At 41.9% G+C, this 18,947-nt stretch carries 19 protein-coding genes; 7 read left to right on the top strand and 12 right to left on the bottom strand.

All coding sequences use genetic code 11. The features are described 5' to 3' along the window. Positions 1-431: 431 nt before the first annotated feature. Positions 432-617 carry a hypothetical protein gene (locus tag AC59IL_RS28420; RefSeq protein ID WP_496555751.1) on the bottom strand — a complete coding sequence of 62 codons (186 nt, stop codon included), beginning with the start codon at positions 615-617 and terminating at the stop codon, positions 432-434. On the opposite strand from AC59IL_RS28420, the gene AC59IL_RS28415 reads away from it, so the two are divergent. After that, positions 547-696 carry a DUF1328 domain-containing protein gene (locus tag AC59IL_RS28415; RefSeq protein ID WP_496555750.1) on the top strand — a complete coding sequence of 50 codons (150 nt, stop codon included), beginning with the start codon at positions 547-549 and terminating at the stop codon, positions 694-696. The genes AC59IL_RS28420 and AC59IL_RS28415 overlap by 71 nt on opposite strands. Positions 697-877: 181 nt before the next feature. Then, a complete protein-coding gene (locus AC59IL_RS28410) occupies positions 878-1,315 on the top strand; it encodes a response regulator (protein ID WP_496555616.1) in 438 nt (145 codons plus the stop codon). On the opposite strand, the gene AC59IL_RS28405 is transcribed toward AC59IL_RS28410, so the two are convergent. The 3 genes from AC59IL_RS28405 to AC59IL_RS28395 are packed head-to-tail and all read right to left on the bottom strand — an operon-like array spanning position 1,288 to position 2,324. Next, positions 1,288-1,686, bottom strand: coding sequence for a hypothetical protein (locus tag AC59IL_RS28405; RefSeq protein WP_496555615.1), 399 nt, complete (start codon positions 1,684-1,686; stop codon positions 1,288-1,290). The genes AC59IL_RS28410 and AC59IL_RS28405 overlap by 28 nt on opposite strands. Next, positions 1,661-2,020: a phage holin family protein gene (locus AC59IL_RS28400; RefSeq protein ID WP_496555614.1), complete on the bottom strand. Its 360-nt coding sequence runs from the start codon at positions 2,018-2,020 to the stop codon at positions 1,661-1,663. The genes AC59IL_RS28405 and AC59IL_RS28400 overlap by 26 nt, the downstream gene beginning before the upstream one ends. 22 nt (positions 2,021-2,042) lie before the next feature. Next, positions 2,043-2,324 (bottom strand): YtxH domain-containing protein, encoded by a 282-nt coding sequence (locus AC59IL_RS28395; RefSeq protein ID WP_496555613.1) that lies wholly within the window; start codon positions 2,322-2,324, stop codon positions 2,043-2,045. A gap of 121 nt (positions 2,325-2,445) precedes the next feature. On the opposite strand from AC59IL_RS28395, the gene AC59IL_RS28390 reads away from it, so the two are divergent. The 5 genes from AC59IL_RS28390 (at position 2,446) to AC59IL_RS28370 (ending at position 7,653) form a co-directional block, all read left to right on the top strand. Further along, positions 2,446-2,793 (top strand): response regulator, encoded by a 348-nt coding sequence (locus AC59IL_RS28390; protein ID WP_496555612.1) that lies wholly within the window; start codon positions 2,446-2,448, stop codon positions 2,791-2,793. A gap of 159 nt (positions 2,794-2,952) precedes the next feature. After that, positions 2,953-3,930: a type I glyceraldehyde-3-phosphate dehydrogenase gene (locus tag AC59IL_RS28385; protein ID WP_496555611.1), complete on the top strand. Its 978-nt coding sequence runs from the start codon at positions 2,953-2,955 to the stop codon at positions 3,928-3,930. A 319-nt stretch (positions 3,931-4,249) separates the two neighbouring features. Beyond that, positions 4,250-4,939, top strand: coding sequence for a response regulator transcription factor (locus tag AC59IL_RS28380; protein WP_496555610.1), 690 nt, complete (start codon positions 4,250-4,252; stop codon positions 4,937-4,939). A 1-nt stretch (position 4,940) separates the two neighbouring features. Further along, on the top strand, positions 4,941-6,338 hold the full coding sequence (locus AC59IL_RS28375) for a HAMP domain-containing sensor histidine kinase (RefSeq protein WP_496555609.1): 1,398 nt from the start codon (positions 4,941-4,943) through the stop codon (positions 6,336-6,338). A 1,018-nt stretch (positions 6,339-7,356) separates the two neighbouring features. After that, positions 7,357-7,653 (top strand): early set domain-containing protein, encoded by a 297-nt coding sequence (locus AC59IL_RS28370; RefSeq protein WP_496555608.1) that lies wholly within the window; start codon positions 7,357-7,359, stop codon positions 7,651-7,653. Positions 7,654-7,891: 238 nt separating this feature from the next. Here AC59IL_RS28370 and AC59IL_RS28365 read toward each other — a convergent pair whose 3' ends face one another. The 8 genes from AC59IL_RS28365 to AC59IL_RS28330 form a co-directional block, all read right to left on the bottom strand. Beyond that, positions 7,892-8,584 carry an SDR family NAD(P)-dependent oxidoreductase gene (locus tag AC59IL_RS28365; protein WP_496555607.1) on the bottom strand — a complete coding sequence of 231 codons (693 nt, stop codon included), beginning with the start codon at positions 8,582-8,584 and terminating at the stop codon, positions 7,892-7,894. A 365-nt stretch (positions 8,585-8,949) separates the two neighbouring features. Continuing rightward, positions 8,950-10,014 carry a branched-chain amino acid aminotransferase gene (locus tag AC59IL_RS28360; protein ID WP_496555606.1) on the bottom strand — a complete coding sequence of 355 codons (1,065 nt, stop codon included), beginning with the start codon at positions 10,012-10,014 and terminating at the stop codon, positions 8,950-8,952. A 400-nt stretch (positions 10,015-10,414) separates the two neighbouring features. Then, the gene (locus tag AC59IL_RS28355; RefSeq protein ID WP_496555605.1) at positions 10,415-11,899 is read right to left on the bottom strand and encodes a pyridoxal phosphate-dependent decarboxylase family protein; all 1,485 of its coding nucleotides are present in this window, start codon (positions 11,897-11,899) and stop codon (positions 10,415-10,417) included. A gap of 260 nt (positions 11,900-12,159) precedes the next feature. Beyond that, positions 12,160-13,941 (bottom strand): AMP-dependent synthetase/ligase, encoded by a 1,782-nt coding sequence (locus AC59IL_RS28350; RefSeq protein ID WP_496555604.1) that lies wholly within the window; start codon positions 13,939-13,941, stop codon positions 12,160-12,162. 153 nt (positions 13,942-14,094) lie between these two features. Beyond that, entirely contained in the window at positions 14,095-15,114 is a 1,020-nt protein-coding gene (locus AC59IL_RS28345) for a tetratricopeptide repeat protein (RefSeq protein ID WP_496555603.1), read from the bottom strand. Positions 15,115-15,336: 222 nt separating this feature from the next. Next, positions 15,337-16,563, bottom strand: coding sequence for a DUF1015 domain-containing protein (locus tag AC59IL_RS28340; protein WP_496555602.1), 1,227 nt, complete (start codon positions 16,561-16,563; stop codon positions 15,337-15,339). A 134-nt stretch (positions 16,564-16,697) separates the two neighbouring features. Further along, positions 16,698-17,777, bottom strand: a complete 1,080-nt coding sequence (gene serC / locus AC59IL_RS28335) for a 3-phosphoserine/phosphohydroxythreonine transaminase (protein WP_496555601.1) — start codon at positions 17,775-17,777, stop codon at positions 16,698-16,700. A 94-nt stretch (positions 17,778-17,871) separates the two neighbouring features. After that, the gene (locus AC59IL_RS28330; protein WP_496555600.1) at positions 17,872-18,840 is read right to left on the bottom strand and encodes a zinc dependent phospholipase C family protein; all 969 of its coding nucleotides are present in this window, start codon (positions 18,838-18,840) and stop codon (positions 17,872-17,874) included. Between the last annotated feature and the right edge of the window lie 107 nt (positions 18,841-18,947).

Raw genomic sequence — 18,947 nt, 5'->3', positions numbered from 1 at the left:
TTTTTGATTTGTTTTAAATCCGGAAATCTAAAAATCACTAAATCAGAAATCATTTAAATTAGCTGTTCTGCTGTTTCTGTAATTGTTCATTTTTATAACCTCAGTCAAAGCAATCTCACTTATAATAATATAAAGATTGTACCTGCGAATGTTTAAACAAGCAAATTGAAAAGGAATGTAGAAGTTCCTCTACACGGTGCTGCTTTTTTACCTTAATAATGGAATAGTTAATATTAAGCCTGATGCAGGAAATGCATACGGTATGATTTTTACAAATTATATTAAAACAACCAAAAAAACTGAAGGTTTGTAACGGTTAACACTATAATAACTACTTATAAAACTTCAGCAAGAGTGTGATCGTATGCGCAGTGTTTTATTGACAACGCGGAAGAATCGGGCCCGGAATATGATCAAAGTAAAATAACTGGTTAACCCAGTGTGCTGCCGAAAATCATTTGTTGTAAATGAAAGCTGAGCATCACGATTGGTAGTAAACTATATTTAATCACCTTAAACATTACAACTATGCTACGTTGGACGGTAATATTTCTGGTAGTAGCAATCATAGCAGCTATTTTTGGGTTCACCGGAATTGCTGCAGGTGCAGCTGCCATAGCAAAAATTCTATTCTATATTTTCATAGTATTATTCCTGATATCATTAATAGCTGGTGGATTCAGGAGAGTCGATTAGTGAAGTTGGAAAGTCAGTAAAGTCCGAAAGTCCGAAAGAGAGTTCAAAATTTAGTGAGCTTCTTTCGGACTTTTCGTCTTTCGGACTTCCGGACTCTTCGCACTTTATTAAATAAACTTTAAGGTTATCTTCTGTTAACAAATACTTACATTTGATTAGATAAACAGGGGATAGATACATTATGAACAAGCAGCCAATACTTATTGCTGAAGACGATGCAGACGACAGGTATCTGCTGCAAACAGCTTTTTCGGAAATAGGCTATCCCGAAAAAATTGACTTTGTTGAAAATGGGGTAGAAGTGATGAATTATCTCGACAATATCTACACCAATAACAACATGGAACTTAAAGCGCTGCCTGGTTTTATTTTACTCGATCTGAATATGCCCAAAAAAGACGGGCGTGAAGTGTTGAAGGAAATAAAACAACATCCGGTATTTAAAAAAATTCCGGTTATTGTTTTCACTACTACCAAAAACGAAATTGAAATAAAAAGGTGTTATGAACTGGGCGCTAACAGTTATGTGATAAAGCCTATCAGTTTCGATGCCTTGCTGAAAGTGGTTGAAAATATTCGCAGCTATTGGTTTCAAACAGCATCCATACCCGCTTCCTGATGCGTTTTACCGTTTTTGCCAAACAGATGTTTTAATTTATCTATAAGTTTTTCGGGTTCGCCAGCCAGGTGCGAAGCATAATTCTTTATTATAAAAGGTATAACCCATTTGGTAAAACGCCCCGATCCTGCAAGAAATACTTTTTTTATCAGGCCATCGGCCAGTAAATTAATACCCAGGTTGGCAAATAGCCCACCGCTTTTTCGGGTAAACAGTTTTTTTATCGTGGATGCTACAATGATAGAAGGTTGCAGATCTTCCTTAATGGCCTGCCAGTCGTTTTTAATTTGCAATTTTTGTTCGGCCATCAATGCTTTTAAGCGGGCCTTTTCCTGCAGCAGCTCCTTATAATTGGTAATCGGTTTTGTCATAAATTTTTCTAACAATAAAATCTCTGATAATGGGGAAAACAATCTTTTTGCGTAACAGGAAGACAATGATCAATAATACAATATACAAAAATGCAACGATAAAATAACCGGCCGCCGGGTTATGCAGCAGTTTACCGGTAAAAAGGGCAAGGCCGATGCCCAGCAGTAATAAAATGCAAAGGAATAATCCACCTATTATAAAAAAGATAATTGCCCTTGAAAGAGCTCTTGAACCAGCCTGCGCTATATTAACCCGCGCCAGTTCGTACCAGGTTTCAACTAAATCTTCTACATGATTGGATAGGGTTGATGCTTTAGTTTTAAGATCTTCCATGTGCTTGTTTTAAATCCCGGGCTTAATTACGATCGGTATGCATTTGTGAATAGCTTTCGGCTACATTGTTTTTTACGGTTTCCATTCCCTGTTGTACTTCTTCCTTCGCTCCGGCATACATATCTTTTATTTCTTCCTGTCCAAGTGCCAGTAATTCAGCTACATCTTCCACCAACTCGTCGAAGCTGTTCCTGATTTTTTTTCTGAGATCACTACCTTTTTCGGGGGCGAGCAAAACACCAACGGCTGCACCGGCGGCAGCGGCGGCGAGCATACCGAGAATGATTTTTGTGCTAGATGTCATACATTTACTTTCCGGGAATTGAGGAAAAAATTATACCACTGATAGAAGAATGCTGTTTTTTTTATATTTTTCATTGATGGGAAACAAATTCCCCAGGATTTATAAAAGCCGGCTCTAAAACATGAATAAAGAGCGAATAAAAGTTTTGATCATAGATGATGAAAAGGATTTGTGTCTTTTAATTAAGACCTATCTCACCCGTAAGAACTGCGATGTACACACTGCGTATACCCTTACCGAAGGGCTTAATCAGGTAGATCAGTTTTTACCCGATGTTCTTTTCCTCGATAACAACTTACCCGATGGGTTAGGCTGGGAAAAAGCTGAGAACATTATTCAACATTACCCCAATATTCAGCTTCATTTGCTAAGTGCCTTTAACCCTCCACGCATAAAAGACGGCCTGCCGGTGACAAAAGTTTGGGAAAAACCCATTTCACTGAAAGATCTGGATATTTATTTTAGCTGAACACTTCTGTTACCTGTTACCAGATCCCTGTTACCCGTAAAATCAGATAGCCTGTATTGTGAAACTGGTACACCCGGTAACTTGCAACTGGTACCCGGTATCCGGCAACTGTATTCCGTTTTCACCGATATTTGCACCCTCATTTTTTGAAACTTTTATATGCGAATAGCAATTAACGGAATGGGTCGTATCGGACGGCTTTTGTTCAGAAGACTGGTAAATCACGACAATTTTGAGCTGGTAGCGGTAAATGATATCATGGATGTTGATAATCTGACATATCTGTTAAAGTATGATTCGGTTTATGGAACATTTCCCGGTACTATAACCCACCAAAAAGATACCATTGTAGCGGATAATAAAACAATCAGGGCCTTTCAAGAGCCCGATCCGGCCCGGTTGCCCTGGAAGGAGCTGCAGGTTGATGTGGTGCTTGAATGCTCGGGACGCTTTACCACCCGCATTGCGGCAGAACAACACATTAAGGCCGGCGCTCATAGAGTGTTATTATCAACCACCGGTTCGGCCGATATTCCCCTGCTTGTGTATGGTTTTAACCAGCATGCCCTGTCGAAAGAAGATATCATTATTTCGCCGGGAGGCTGCATGACCAACTGCTCAACCCATATAATGTATATACTGAATGCGATAGGTATTAAATCGGCTCATTGCAACATTTTGCATTCATATACTTCGCGTCAGGAACTGGTTGATGCCCCGGCCAAACAATTCAGGCGGGGAAGGGCTGCTGCCGAAAGCATCATTCCGGTAGAAATTGATTTACAGCAATCGCTTGAACGCCTGTTACCAGGTCTTAAAGATAAAATAGCCTCGGTATCCACCCGTGTGCCGGTTGCCAACGGCGCTATGGCCGATTTTACCATTCAGCTTAGCCAGCCAACAGACAAGGCAGAAATTAACCGGTTATTTGCAACAGCCGCTCAAACCGAATACAAAGGAATTATTCAATATACCGAAGACCCCCTCGTGTCGCTGGATATCAAGGGTAACACGCATTCGTGTATTATCGACGGTACCCTAACCTCGGTTGTAGGCAATCATGTGAAGCTGATAGCCTGGTTCGATAACGAGTATGGATTTACTACCCGAATGATCGATTTGCTGGGGAAGTTCTGAGGCCCGAAGTCTGAGGTCTGAGGTCTGAAGTCGGATGTCGGAAGTCCGAAGCCCGAAGTCGTGGGGGAAGGAAATATGATAAATGATCGTCTTATACTGTGGGAAAATGAAGTATGAAGTAGTAGGAAGAAGGAAGTAGGAAATTGGAAATTGAAAAGATGTAAGAAGTATGAAGTAGGAAAACTGAAATTAGTCAGGGTGCTCAACGTTTCGGGTTCATCTGACTTCCGTATTTTAATTTACTTTTAATGTACAATCTTAATCCTGCATACCCGGTAACTTTATTATTTGTGAATTTTGCGCCCATAGAAATCTGGTTATGGAAGAAATAAAAATTTTACTGGTAGAAGATGAAAAGAAAATCGCCGAGTCGTTGAAAAAAGGTCTTTCTGAGCAAAACTACTATGTAGAAGTAGCGTATGATGGACTGATTGGCAAAAAATTGTTCGAAACCTACCCATTCGATCTTATAATACTCGATATTAACCTGCCGGGATTAAACGGTTATGAGTTATGTAAGCAAATTCGCCGGCAAAGCGAACGCATTCCCGTGGTAATGCTCACCGCCCTGAATACTACCGCCGATAAAATTGAAGGCTTCGATGCGGGGGCCGATGACTATATTGTAAAGCCATTCGACTTTAAAGAATTGCTGGTGCGCATCAGGGCATTGCTGAAAAGGATCTACCACAATATACCTACCGGCAATATTTTAAAGGTGGCCGATTTAACCATGAACCTCGATAGCAAAGAAGTAACACGGGCCGATAAGCCCATTTCGCTTACTGCCAAAGAGTTTCAGTTGCTCGAGTACCTGATCAGGAATAAAAACCGTGTAGTATCACGGGCAGATATTGCATTGAACGTTTGGGATATCGATTTCGATACAAAAACCAATGTAATTGATGTGTATGTAAATTTCCTGCGCAAAAAACTCGATAAAGATTTTGATTCCCGGCTTATTCATACGCAGGTAGGCATGGGCTATATATTGAAAGAAAACCCATAGGGTGAAGATCAAATATAAAATAACCGCACTATTTACCTTACTCGTTACAGCCATATTGCTGGTATTAAGCATATCCGTTCATTATTTTACTTCTATTCAAAGGTTCGATGCCTTTAAAAAACGCCTGAAGGGACGGGCCAACAATGATGGACAGCTGTATTCGTATTTTGGCGACAGCGACAGCACGCGTTCTATTTTATACCGCATCGATTCGGCCTCGGCTTTTACGCTGTATCAAAAAAGCGTGGTGATCTTTAATTACCTCGATCAGCCGGTGTATACTTTCAATGTAAAGGATATCGACTCCATACTGCCCAGTAAAGAAATATTAAAAGAAGCAAGGGTAAAACACGAAGTATATTACAGCACCCACAAGCGCGATGTGCTGGCCTTTCACTATACCGACAGCAGCAGCCGCATTGTTGTACTGGTGGCAGGTTATGATGTGGATGGCTGGCAACGGTTAAAAGACCTGCGCGATATTTTATTGGTGTGCCTGTTTATTGGCATTGCCGTGGCCCTCATTGTTGGCTACGCTTTTTCGGTGCAGCTGGTAAGGCCTATTGCACAGATCATTCATGAAGTAAAGGATATTTCTTCGCAAAACCTGTCGCACCATATACATGCAGGTAGCACGCAGGATGAACTGAACCTGCTTGCCAATACCTTTAACGAACTGCTCGACCGGTTGCAGGAATCGTTTATAATACAACGGCGATTTATTTCGAATGCCTCGCACGAATTATCGACCCCGCTTACCGCTATATTAAGTCAGCTCGAAGTAACGCTGCATAAAGAACGAAGTATTGATGAATACCGGCAGGTTATGACCTCGATACACGAAGATGTACAGCAAATGCAGCAGCTTACAAAAAGTTTGCTCGAAATTGCCAAAACCGGTACCGAAGGAAGTATTGAATTAAATGAAGTTCGTATAGATGAAGTGTTGTTAAGGGTAACCGCCGATGTGCAAAAAAGCAGTGAAGATTATAAGGTTATTTTGCAATTCGGCGATTTCCCCGATGATGAAAAGTATTTTCTGGTATTCGGCAACAGCGAATTATTATACAGCTCTCTGCGCAATATTATTGAGAACGGATGCAAATTTTCTTCCGATCACCATGCCCTTGTTAATTTATTATTCAGCAATGAAGATGTAATTATTCAGGTGAAGAATTTTGGTGATACTATTTCACAGGAAGAAGCCGAACATATTTTTCAGCCTTTTTACCGCAGCGCCAATGCTTCGCCTATAAAAGGTTTTGGCCTGGGACTGGCGCTTGCCAAACGCATCATCAGCTTGCACAAAGGGGGCATCAAGGTTCAGTCATCCAACGAAAGCGGAACGGTTTTCACCATAATGTTGCCCTCGGTAAAAGCGTTTAGCAACAGGCAATAAGGCAATGGGCAATAGGCAATGTCGTTTAGTTTAGGAGTTGTCCTGGGTTTTTAATCCCGCTGGGATCAAAATGTTGGTAGAAAGAACGTTTGTTGATATCGTCCCGGAGGGACGAAATGCAGCGATTTGCAGGCTTTGGTTTTCGAAAAACAGATTTTATCAGCTGACAGTCAGACGGGTACCACATTCACTTCAGGAATTGTTCGGGAAGTGTTCGGGAAGTGCTCAGGAAGGCTTCGGGAATTCCCCGAACAAATCCCAAATACATGTCGAATCCATCCTGGATCCATCCCGGGTACTTCTCTTTTCAGGCTTTGTTTAATACCTTTTTAATTCGTGTTTAATAGCCGTTTAACCGGAATAAGGCATATTTGGTTTATATTATTTTATACATTGAGTAGTAAAGTATTTATATTCCGTGGCCTTTCCTGTTGTATTGTTTTATTGCTTGCTGCAGGTATATTACTACAGCACAAAAACAAACAACTTACAGAAGCAAATAACAAATTGCTGCTTTTAAATGATTCTGTGTTATCGGTAAATCTGAAATTGCAAAAAGACATCATTTTTTTAAAGCATGGCCTTGATAGTATAGAACACAGCGCACCGGAAAAACAACAACTGACGAGCAGATAATATATTTCATTGATGCAACATTAGTAATCGGTTTAGCAACCACGCCTGCATAGAGATAAGTGGTTATTTATAGTTGGGGAAATTTATTGTTGATATACAATGCGATAACCGATTTTCGGTTACTCCCGAAAAAAAACTGGGGAAGAGTTTTTAAAATATCACAAAACATCGTACCTTTTGGTAAGCGGACAAAGAAACTACATCTTTATTTTTAATTAGAATCATTTAGTCTCACACACAAATTTTGCCAGATTTTCAGCGTATTAATTGGAGTTTAAAATTAATGCCCTGTATTCTTATCCTGCACCTTTCATGAAAACTGTTCGGTATTCGAATGGAACGTCAATAATTTTCAACATCCAAAAAAAGGAAAGGAGGGCACATGAAACACCACGAATCCCCTTACGTAAACAAGAGGAAAAAGTGTATTGAATTTCATATTAAAAATGCCTGCGCTAATAAAATTTCGCTGGCAGGTGATTTTAATAACTGGGCGCATGATCAGTTAACGCTTCGGCCTACCAAAAACGGTTTCTGGAGTATTGAAATACCCATGCTGCCACGTGGTAAGTATCATTACAAATTTTTTATTGATGAGCGTATGTGGGCAGAAGATATTGAAAATCAGTATCGCGAACCCGATGGAGTAACCGGTTGGAATAGTGTGTTGGAGCTTTAAATGATTTTGTCATTATTCTTCTTTGTGGTGTAACCATAAAATCGTGAGGGTTTTACCCCGTACCCCCGAGTTATTCGGGGAAAGCTTAGTTAAGCCCTCATGGTTATAAACAAAAAAGATGAGCCATTCGCAGTGTTGTGAATGGCTCATTTTATTTTTAGGAAGTAAGAAGTATGAAAGTTTTGCTTATTGCCAATTGCTTATTGCCCATTGCCTATTGCCCATTGCCTGTTGATTATTATGCATTATTATAAACTTTATAAACAGGTTCTCTTAGCACATCTCCTTTATCAGAACAAATAAATTCAAGCACATTGGCGATTTGCTCAGGTTTTACCCAATTGTTGGGGTCGGCATCAGGCATGCTTTGCCGGTTTGGCGGCGTATCTATTGTGCTGGGCACAATTACCGATACTATCACATTTTTGCCTTTGGCTTCTTTATTTAAAATGTCTGCGAGTTTAAACAGCAACGATTTACTTAATGTATAGGCAATGGTTTTAGTGCCTTGTTCGGCATGTAAACCCGGGCGTGCGCCGGTTAATACAAGTCTGCCGTACCCATTTTGCAGCATGTGCTGAAACAGCGGCCTTGCGATGTTATAAGCAGTTTCGAAATTCAGTGAGAACATTTTTTTAAGGGCAGCGCCATCTGTTGCCTCAATATCTCCCATGGCAAAACCACCTGCGAGCAACACGCCGCAATCGATGTTTCCGTACAGGCCGGCGGCTTCTTTTACAAAGACCTCACTTTCTGATTCATTGGTTAAATCGATGCTATGCAGTTCAAACTGTGGATTTTTATCGGCAAATCCCAGATGGCTACCCGAATGGTCAACCGCAATTACCTTATAATTTGCATCAAGGAATTTTTTTACCACTGCAGTTCCCAGGTTGCCGTTTGCACCTGTTATGATAATGGTTTTGGGCATAATGATATTTTGAATGTGTTAGTCAAAGATAAGGGAAGTCGGGAAGACCGAAAGTCGGAAAGACCGAAAGTAAGCAAGCGGTAAGTTGCAATATTATTTTATTATTGTATTACTTTAAATAGTGTTAACACAAAAAGTAGTGGGATGTTTGTTTTTAGGTAAAAGAAGAGGTTATATTAATGAGGGAAATTTTCAAAGAATATATAAGATGTGCGAAGAGATATTGGTTATGATTAATTCATTACGGAATAAATTAAAGTAGTCGGAAAGTTAAAAGTCGGGAAGCCCTAAAAACCGAAAGTCCGAAAGAAAGCCCAGGTTAGAGCTTAATTCTTTCGGACTTTCCGTCTTCCTGACTTCCCGACTTAAAAAATATAATTCCAGCCGTGTTTATCCTCATCTTCAGCCTTGCGAATAGCTTCCATTTTGTTTTTGAGGCGGTACATAATGGCGTTTTCGGAATATGCAGGCAAATGATGATCGATGCCATTTAAATGAATGGTTGCAATAGGAGCAACTACTGCAGCTGTGCCGGCGCCAAAGGCTTCGGTAATGGTATTGTGACGAAACGCATTTTCAATTTCAGCAACGCTGATAGGGCGCGCTTCGTGCGGAATGCCCAGGTCGGCAGCGAGGGTTAACAGCGAATCGCGGGTAACACCATCCAGAATTGAATCACTGGTAGGAGGGGTAACCAGCGTACCATCTATTACAAACATGGCATTCATCATACCCGATTCTTCAATGAATTTGTTTTCACGGGCATCTGTCCATATTACCTGGTCAAAACCGGCTTCTTTTGCTTTTTGTGTTGGGTAAAAAGCGCCGCCGTAATTGCCCGCACATTTGGCAGAACCGGTTCCTCCTCTCGAAGCGCGTACAAAATTGGTTTCCACCTTTACACGCAACGGCTGCGAAAAGGCAGGACCAACCGGACCGGTAAAAATAATAAAGCAATATTCATCAGAAACTTTTACGCCAAACTTGGCTTCGCTGGCAAACATCAGCGGACGAATATATAATGAAGACCCCGCCTGTGCCGGTATCCAGTCTTTATCAACTTCAACCAGGCGGCGAAGTCCATCAACAAATATATCTTCAGGTATGATCGCCATGCACATTCTGTTAAGCGACTTCACCATTCTTTCGTAATGCCTTTGAACCCTGAAAAGATTGATACGGCCGTCGTCGAGCTTAAACGCTTTCAATCCTTCAAACACCGATTGTCCGTAGTGTAATGCAAGCGTTGTAGGACTTATGGTAATATCGCCAAAAGGTATAATGCGCGGAGTATCCCACTGACCCTTTGCATAATTGCATATCAGCATGTGGTCGGCCACATAAGTTCCAAAACCGAGCTTGTTAAAATCAACTTCAGATAACCGGCTTTTTGTAGTTTTTTGAACTATTATCTCATCGGTAAGTTCCATAGCTAAAAATTTTAAAATAGGTTATTCAGTTGTTCGTAAGCCGGCTACCTTTTTAGGGTTAACACAACTTGCGAAACAGGTATATGATACAAAAATTATTTGTAATTCTTTTTGCAGTTGGCCTTAACCGGTTTTTTGTGCACTTGCATTTGCCTTGTCGAAACCACAGTTATCATGGTACTTTTACCAGAAAGAACATGTAATTGGTTGACAGGCTTTCAGCATGTAATCAGGCGTAATGGTCAGGTATTGCTGCAATTCTTTCTGTGATGTAAAGATAAAAAGATTAAGGCACAACTTACAAGGTTCAAGGCACAAGATTCAAGGCAAATGGCACAGGAAACAAGTCACAAGTAACAGGGATCAGGGGGCAAAGTGCTATTTGCCAATTGCCAATGGCCTATTGCAAATTGCCTGTTATTTCCTTCCCGATTCGTACTGTTTCATTTACAAGCGCTTCAAAATCTTCGAACCGGCTGCGATGGTTGGTAATGGCAGTGCGAATGGCATATTGATTGTTCAATATGGTGGAAGAAGGCGCTGCGATTCCCTGCTCATGCAATCGCATTAAAATTTCCTTGTTAATGCTGTTCAGTTCTTTATCGGAACAATTATCCCGCGCATCCGCGGGATTAAAACGGAAGCAAACAATATTCAATGGTACAGGCGCCATCAGTTCAAGTGCCGGCTCATTTTCAACCAACTGTGCCAGGTATTGTGCCTGCTGCAGGTTTTGCCTGATCAATGCCCGGTATTCCTGCAAGCCATGCTGTTTCAAAAGCATCCAAACTTTCAATGCCTTAAAACCACGCGATAGCTCCATGCCATAATTATTAAATGCATCCGGACCCGATGACAAACCTCTTTCGTGAAAGGTTAAATAATTTACAGCAGTGGCAAATGCTTCCCTGTGTAATTGCGCATCGCGAATAAGCACACAGGCGCCTTCGTAATTCATGTACATCCATTTATGAAAATCGAACGACAGGCTATCTGCCTGCTCAATGGCCTTTAACTGATTGTCGAACTCAGGTAATATTTTGGGAATGGCGCCAAATGCTCCGTCGATATGCAGCCATAAATTATGTTCTTTCGCAATTGCCGAAAGTTCACCGATGTCGTCGATGGAGCCGGTATTTACCGTTCCTGCATTACCTACAATACAAAACGGCTGATGTCCGGCATTTATATCTTCAACGATCATGCGCTTTAGTGCCCGGGTTTGTATGCGATAATTTTCATCTACCGGTACCTTGCGAAAATTATCACTGCCAATGCCAATCACTTCTACACCTTTTATAACGCAATTATGTGTTTCGGTTGAACCGTATACCATCAACTGCTTTTGCAGGGATTGTAAACCTTTTGTTTTAATGGTACTGTTGGCATGATGGCGTGCTACAATGAGTGCCGTGATGTTGGCCAGTGAAGCGCCGCTCACCAATAAACCGCTGGCGTTCGAAGGAAAGCCCATCATTTGTTTCGACCATTCAATCACCTGTTTTTCAACGTACATCGGCATCGTATCGCCAATACTAACATTGGCGTTCATGCCCGATGCCAGCATATCGGCCAGCATGCCAAAAGGGGTGCCGCCACCCTGTACCCATGCCCAAAAGCGCGGATGGATATTGTTGGTGTTGTAGGGCAACACGTTCGTTAAAAATGATTTATATATATCAGCTACCGGTTCACCCACCTGTGGCAATGGTTGCTGCATACTGTTAATGGCATTGCCGGCAGGCTTCGACCACACAGGTCGTTGACGCGCTGTTTCGAGATAATAGAAAATATCATCCAGCATGCGGTGGGCCAGCTCGTTCAATACCGACCAGTTCTTCGGATCGAGCGTTTTTTCTTCCGTTAACAGTAATTCTTTGTTCATAACAAAAAAGTTTGGCAGCTATAAAGTTGATAAAAGCCTTAGCCTGTAACAACCCGATTCCTGCTATATGTACAAATTTCCTGTAGAACGGCAATAAAAAACAGATGCAGATTTAAGTTTATTGAGTAGATCAGATGAGGGGCAGTTGACAAAGTTGACGAGTTTACAAGTTGATCAGTTAATAAGTTAACAGGTTGAGGGGCCACTGCCTTGTAAACATTTTAACCTGTTAACTTATCAACTTTTTAACCTGTGAACTGCTAAGCATAAATGTGCTCAACGGCATCGCGGTATTTTTCCATAACCACTTTGCGCTTGATGCTTAATTTGGGCGTCATTTCACCGGTTTCGATGCTCCACTCGTTGGGCAGTAATTCAAACTTTTTTATTTGCTCAACATGATTAAAAAATTTGTTGTAGCTATCTATCAGTTCGCGGTATAGATCAATTACTTTGGGCTGCTTTATCAGTTGTTCGTGCGAGGTAATGGGTAAACCCTGTTTGCGGGCCCAGTCTGTCAACGCCGGAAAAGCAGGAACGATCAATGCGCCTACAAATTTGCGTTCGGAACCAACTACCATAATCTGTTCAACAAAAATCGATTCCTTCAGCTTGTTTTCGATAGGCAAAGGCGCTACATATTTGCCACCGCTGGTTTTGAACAGTTCTTTTTTGCGATCGGTAATTTTCAGGTATTTGTTATCTACCATCATGCCTATATCGCCGGTATGATACCATTCGCCGCTCATTGATTCGGCAGTAAGATCGGCCCGTTTATAATAGCCCATCATCACATTGGGACCCTTGCATAATATTTCTCCGTCTTCGGCAATTTTTACATCAACCTTATCAATCAATGGGCCAACGGTGCTGAATGAGCGGTTATGCTCTTCGAAGCGGTTTACGCTTATTACCGGAGATGTTTCAGTTAAGCCATATCCTTCAAGAATGGGAATGCGGGCAGCCGTGAAAATACGTATCAGCCGAACCTGACAGGCGGCGCCGCCGCTAACAATACATTTAAGGTTATTGCCAAGTCCTTCGCGCCACTTACTAAAAATGATTTTATTGGCAAGCGATAACTGAAGTTTATAACCAAAGCTCAATGGTTTATTGATTTCGAAGCGGGCGGCCAGGTCATGCGCCCAGAAAAATAATTTTCTTTTTATTCCGGTTAGTTCTGCACCCTTGCCCATGATACGGTCGTACACTTTTTCGAGCAGGCGCGGTACTGTGGTAAAAATATCGGGCTTTACTTCTTTCAGGTTATCGCCAATAGTATCCATGCTTTCGGCATAATATATAGCAATGCCCCTGTAAAGATAAAAGTACGTGATCATGCGCTCGAAAATATGGTTCAATGGCAAAAAGCTCAGGGCCCGCATATTGGTAAAATCGGGCAGGCAGGGGTAACATGCCATTACGTTGCTGAGTATGTTACGATGCGATAACATCACTCCTTTAGGCGTACCCGTAGTGCCTGAAGTATAAATGATGGTGGCAAGATCTTCGTACTGAATACCGGCTGCAATAGTTTTTACCTGTTCAAAAGCCGGTTCGTCGGCCAGCGACAGAATATCTTTCCAGTGACTGGCATTGGCTACATGTTCAAAAGTATAAATTGCCTTAACTGTTGGCGTTTTTTCTTTTACACTGAGTACTTTATGAAACAGTTCTTCATCGTTTACAAAAACTATTTTAACCTGTGCATCTTTGAGTACAAATTCAAGGTCCTGCACATTAATAGTTGGATAAATAGGCGTAAGTATGGCGCCGATTTGTTGCACCGCCAGATCGAGCATAACCCATTCGGGCCTGTTTTTACTGAGGATAGCAATTTTATCGCGGTTTTCGGCAGTCATATCACCGCTTTGAACGCCAAGATTTAACAACCCGGCGCTGAGTTTATCAACAGTATTTTTTACTTCTTCTGTGCTGTACGTTCTCCAGGTGCCATTTTCTTTGGCGGCCAGCATATCGGGTAATGGCTTCCTGTTCAAATTAGTTTGCAGGCAATCGAATAATCGTTTGGGTTCGGTCATAAAGTTCTAAGTTTTATGTCGTAAGTCGTAGGTTTAAGTCGTAGGTTTTTAATTCTTATAACTTAGTACTTATTACTTACTACTTTCAATTTACCAATTCTGCTCAAATAAAAAAAGTCCCGCTTCCGGCGGGACTTTTTTTTAAATATCTTTTTATTTAGATGTTTGATAATACTGTGCGCCCGGTAATTTAAATACCCGGTTATGCTGAAAGTAATCAAACTTATTGTATTCTTCCTGGTGTGTTTTTGTCCAGTTTTCGTAAGCCGGCAGGTTATTCGCGGTTCCGAATACCCATTGGTTATAAGCATCGAACATACCAGCTTTCAGCAGTTGCTGATGATATTCAAACAGGCGGAAGGGGAAACGCGAAGCGTTTTTCGAAAACCAGTCTAATACAAATTTTGTACGGATGGCCGATAAGGTTTCGGCTGTAACGCCATTTGCGCCAATAAACGACGATTGCGCCTTCATTTCATCGAGGAATGCTTTTACAAAGTCGTTTTTTGTATCCTGGTCTTTATTGAGGTTTGCATCGGTGAATAATTTCTTGTAACCATCGAGCAAAACGTTTTTGATTTCGGCTGTGCGTTTCGAATAGCTTTCGAGGTTTACAAATATTTCACCGTAAATAAGTGTCCATACTTTATCGGTAGTAAAAAAGTAATATTTGGAGGCGTTATAATAGTTGCCTGAGTAACCAGGATCGGTTTCAATGCCTTTTTCCCATTGTTTTATAGCATCGGTATACTCTTTTTTGCTCCACAGCATTTCGCCATACTCGTTGTACAGGGTACCGCTGTTAGGAAACTTTTTCAGGGCTCCCTTGTACATTTTTTCGCAATCCTTTACTTCCTCAATGGCTTTATAAATCATGCCCAGGATCTGAAAACTTTGAACATCAACGTCTTTACGTTCGGGGAAAGCTTTGGCAACTTCCAGTCCATGTACATAATCACGGTTCAGGTAGTAGGCAAAAGCGAGGTCTTTTTGTAAGTCGAGGTTATCGCTGTTGCTTTGCAGTGCCCTGTTCAAAACCAGAATGGCGTTTGAATAATCACCCTGCCGTATATAGTTTTTTGCTGTTTCCTGAACTGTTTTACCATCAGCTTCCTGTGAATGGCCAATGTGTGCGGTAAACAACAATCCGGCGGCTAATAACAGATGTTTCATACGGTTCAAAGATAAGGGAAGTCGGAAAGCCGAAAGACTGAAAGTTGTTAAATCTGAGGCTGAAATCTGAAGTCTGAAGTCAGAAGTCTGAAGTCGGATATCGGAAATCGGAAGTAAGAAAGTGGAAAACCCGAAAGACGGTTGCTGAAATGAATCAGTGTCTCCGCCTTTCGGACTTTTCTGACTTCAGACATCCGACTTCAGACTTCGGATGCCCTGATTTTAATAAATCAGGTGCGTAAGCAACCCATCCCTAAGCTTCGGTTCGAACCAGGTGCTTTTGGGAGGCATTACATTACCGCTGTCGGCAATATCGAACAACTGCTGAATGGTAACGGGGTGCAGACTGAAGGCTACGGCCATTTCGCCGCTGTTTACACGCTTTTCGAGCTCGCCCAGGCCACGAATTCCACCCACAAAATCAATGCGTTTATCGGTGCGCTGGTCGGTAATTCCCAGAATTTTATCCAATACATGTTCCGACAGAATGGTTACGTCCAAAACGCCGATGGGATCGTTCGTCCAGGTGCCCTCTTTGGATGTTAATTTATACCACTGGCCTTTCAGGTACATGCCAAACTGGTGCAGACTGGCAGGTGAAACAGCGCCTGTAGCTTTTTCGAGGGTAAAGGCAGCTGATAATTTATCCAGAAATGTTTTTTCGTCGAGCCCGTTCAGGTCTTTGATCACCCGGTTGTAATCCATAATATACAACTGGTTCGAGGGGAACAGGGTGGTTAAAAAGTAATCTGCTGCTTCGGTGGCCTGGTTGCCCAGTGCCTTACGTACTTTGGCGGCCGAAGCGGCGCGATGGTGACCATCGGCAATGTATGTATTTGGAATTTTGTTGAAAAGACCGGTAATTGATTCAATAACCGAATCATCATTAATTACCCAAATGGTGTGGCTGATATTATCGTCGGCAACAAAATCATACACGGGCGAGTGGGTGTCTTTCCATTGTTCAATCAGCGAATCAATGGCCACGTCGTTGCGGTAAGCCAAAAAAACGTTGCCTGTTTGAGCACCGGTGATGGTTATATGGTTAATGCGGTCCTGCTCTTTTTCGGGGCGGGTAAATTCGTGTTTTTTAATTACGTCCTCCTCATAGTCGTTTACCGAGCTGGCGCTTACCAAACCAGTTTGACTGCGGCCGTTCATTATCAGCTGATAAATGTAATAACAGGCTTTATCTTCCCTGAACAGAATACTACGTTGTATAAAAGCGGCTATATTTTCCTTTGCTTTTTCATATACAGACTGGCTGTGAATATCGATGCTATCATTCAGATCGATTTCAGATTTGGTGATATGCAAAAATGAATACGGATTACCTACCGCTTCTTCACGGGCTTCTTTTGAATTTAATACATCGTAAGGACGCGAAGCAACCTGTTTAGCCAGTTCGGGCCGCGGGCGCAACGCTTTAAAAGGAGAAATATTAGCCATGAAAAAATATTGATTGTTGAATATTAAATGTTAAATGATGAAGGACTAAGCCGGTAAATATTGAATGATGAATGTTGAAGGGGTTTCACTTCGACATTCAAAATTGGACATTCAATATTCGATATTATAAAGGCTTATCCTTTTTTATTAGCGAAATCTTTCATCAGCTCAGTAAGCACTTTCACACTTTCAATCGGCAATGCATTGTATAATGACGCCCTGAACCCGCCAACGCTGCGATGACCTTTTATGCCTACTACATTGTTTTGTTTGCAAACTGTTAGGAATTGTTTTTCGAGATCGGTATTGTCAATCACAAAACAAACGTTCATTAAGCTGCGATCTTCTTTGGCTACAACAGTTCCTTTGAAAATTGGCAGGCTGTCGATAGTATCATACAGCAGTTTTGCTTTTTGATTGTTGATCGTTTCTAAAGCAGCTACTCCGCCCTGTTGCTTTAGCCAGCGCAGGGTAAGCATACACACATACACAGCAAATACCGGGGGCGTATTTAACATGCTGCCGTTTTCGATATGATTGCGGTAATCCATCATAGAGGGCAGCTTGCGGGTTACTTTGCCCAGTATATTTTTATTTACAATAACTACATTCACACCGGCGGCACCTATATTTTTCTGAGCGCCGGCATATATCAGGTCGAATTTATTAAAGTCGATCACCCGGCTCAGAATATCGCTGCTCATATCGGCTACCAGCGGAACACCGGCTTCGTAAAAAGGTGTATAGTCGTGCCACTGCACACCGTGAATGGTTTCGTTCGATGTAATGTGCAGGTATTTGGCCGTTTTAGGTACCGTAAATTGTTTGGGCAAATAATTATAGTTCGATTCTTTGGCACTACAAACCACTTCAACATGCCCGAATAATTTGGCTTCTTTAATAGCCTTTCCCGACCAGGTACCGGTATCGGTATAAGCGCCTATTTCGTTGTCGTTCAACAGGTTCATAGGAATCTGAAAAAACTGGGTGGAGGCGCCGCCGTGCAAAAAAAGCACTTCATGCCGGTCGTCGAGCTGCATAAGTTCTTTCATCAGGGCAATGGATTCATCCATTACGGCCTGGAATAAATCGGTACGGTGCCCGATTTCGAGTATCGACAAACCGGAGTTATTATAATTTAATATGGCTTCACTGGCTTGCTGAAATACTTCTTTGGGTAAAATGCTTGGTCCCGAGTTAAAATTGTGCATCATCGTTTCAATGAATTAGAAAGAGTGCAAAAGTATGCCATTCGTACATTATAGCAGGGGCCAATTTAGGAAGATGCAGGTGTTCCGGTTTTGCCGGTTATTTTTCACACGCTTTCCCTATTACCTCTCCTTTCATCCATTCTTTATTTAGATTTTCAAATTCTTTCAGATCTTCTTCGCTGAAATTTTTGTTGGTGAGCTGTTTCAGATCGGGCTGGCCGGCATTTACCCAGGCAGTATACCAGAAAGAAGCCACGGCATATATCGATTGCTGCATACGGCGTTCAACCATGTTGTTAAGTTGCTTATTATAGGCCTGGCAATAAGCGGTTGAATATTGACGAATCACTTTTCCACTACGTTCTTCGAACGAAAATTTTTGATCGGGCGAAAACCGGTTGTTCAATGCTTTTTCAATTTGTAATACACTATCGGCTGCTGCGGCGCTTTCAAGCACGCGGTCCCAGGTAAAAGAAAGCGGATTGGCTATATATACCGCTTTACCGGTAAAAAAGTTCCAGGTGGTGGCAGCTAACAATTCGGGAATGCGCGATTCCCAAAAAGCGTGTATGCCATGCTGGTTGGTTAACTGACCGTTGTGATTACTGCATACGTGAAGGGGCACATGGGCATCGGCGATATAATGCCCGATGTCGGCCGATAGTTTCAAAATTTTTACCTGGTCTTTTTCTTTAAAAGCTTTGGTGAGGCGTGCCAGCATGGTTTGAATATACCAGGGCACAATGCCATTGGCCTGTAAGGTGTCGGCCCCGAATTTTTCCACGGCTTTGGTCCAGGTATGCGGTAATGAATCGAAAGGATATTGGCCGTACTTGTCGATATCAATATAATGGCGGGCGCCTTCGGCGGTTACGGCATACCGACGTTTATCGGCATCTACTGCATGATCGTTCAGGAATTGAATGTTGGGTTTGTATAGTACCAGCATTTCGGGCGGCAACATGAATACCGCATAGTAGTTTATCTGGCGATGGGCATAAAAACCCCATGGATAAAGGAAATGGCTGCAAAGCACTGCCACTCCTGTTAGCAGTAATTTTTTCATATAGCAATGTTGAAAAAACGGAAAACGCAAAACGCTGAATGCTCAACGCAAAACGCTTAACGCAAAATACACAATTCTTTTTGGTAATGCGTTAAGCGTTCAGCCTG

The sequence above is a fragment of the Niastella sp. sgz303648 genome, from assembly GCF_059587045.1.
The sequence above is the reverse complement of the archived record's forward strand: the minus strand, read 5'-3'. Positions and strand labels throughout refer to the sequence as shown.

Coding starts and splice junctions, on each gene's coding strand:
- AC59IL_RS28405 (WP_496555615.1), bottom strand. CDS start 1,686: ATGACAAAACCGATTACCAATTATAAGGAGCTGCTGCAGGAAAAGGCC.
- AC59IL_RS28400 (WP_496555614.1), bottom strand. CDS start 2,020: ATGGAAGATCTTAAAACTAAAGCATCAACCCTATCCAATCATGTAGAA.
- AC59IL_RS28360 (WP_496555606.1), bottom strand. CDS start 10,014: ATGGAACTTACCGATGAGATAATAGTTCAAAAAACTACAAAAAGCCGG.
- serC (WP_496555601.1), bottom strand. CDS start 17,777: ATGATGCACAATTTTAACTCGGGACCAAGCATTTTACCCAAAGAAGTA.
- AC59IL_RS28345 (WP_496555603.1), bottom strand. CDS start 15,114: ATGAAACATCTGTTATTAGCCGCCGGATTGTTGTTTACCGCACACATT.
- AC59IL_RS28370 (WP_496555608.1), top strand. CDS start 7,357: ATGAAACACCACGAATCCCCTTACGTAAACAAGAGGAAAAAGTGTATT.
- AC59IL_RS28390 (WP_496555612.1), top strand. CDS start 2,446: ATGAATAAAGAGCGAATAAAAGTTTTGATCATAGATGATGAAAAGGAT.
- AC59IL_RS28410 (WP_496555616.1), top strand. CDS start 878: ATGAACAAGCAGCCAATACTTATTGCTGAAGACGATGCAGACGACAGG.
- AC59IL_RS28330 (WP_496555600.1), bottom strand. CDS start 18,840: ATGAAAAAATTACTGCTAACAGGAGTGGCAGTGCTTTGCAGCCATTTC.
- AC59IL_RS28355 (WP_496555605.1), bottom strand. CDS start 11,899: ATGAACAAAGAATTACTGTTAACGGAAGAAAAAACGCTCGATCCGAAG.
- AC59IL_RS28350 (WP_496555604.1), bottom strand. CDS start 13,941: ATGACCGAACCCAAACGATTATTCGATTGCCTGCAAACTAATTTGAAC.
- AC59IL_RS28340 (WP_496555602.1), bottom strand. CDS start 16,563: ATGGCTAATATTTCTCCTTTTAAAGCGTTGCGCCCGCGGCCCGAACTG.
- AC59IL_RS28420 (WP_496555751.1), bottom strand. CDS start 617: ATGGCAGCTGCACCTGCAGCAATTCCGGTGAACCCAAAAATAGCTGCT.
- AC59IL_RS28385 (WP_496555611.1), top strand. CDS start 2,953: ATGCGAATAGCAATTAACGGAATGGGTCGTATCGGACGGCTTTTGTTC.
- AC59IL_RS28365 (WP_496555607.1), bottom strand. CDS start 8,584: ATGCCCAAAACCATTATCATAACAGGTGCAAACGGCAACCTGGGAACT.
- AC59IL_RS28380 (WP_496555610.1), top strand. CDS start 4,250: ATGGAAGAAATAAAAATTTTACTGGTAGAAGATGAAAAGAAAATCGCC.
- AC59IL_RS28395 (WP_496555613.1), bottom strand. CDS start 2,324: ATGACATCTAGCACAAAAATCATTCTCGGTATGCTCGCCGCCGCTGCC.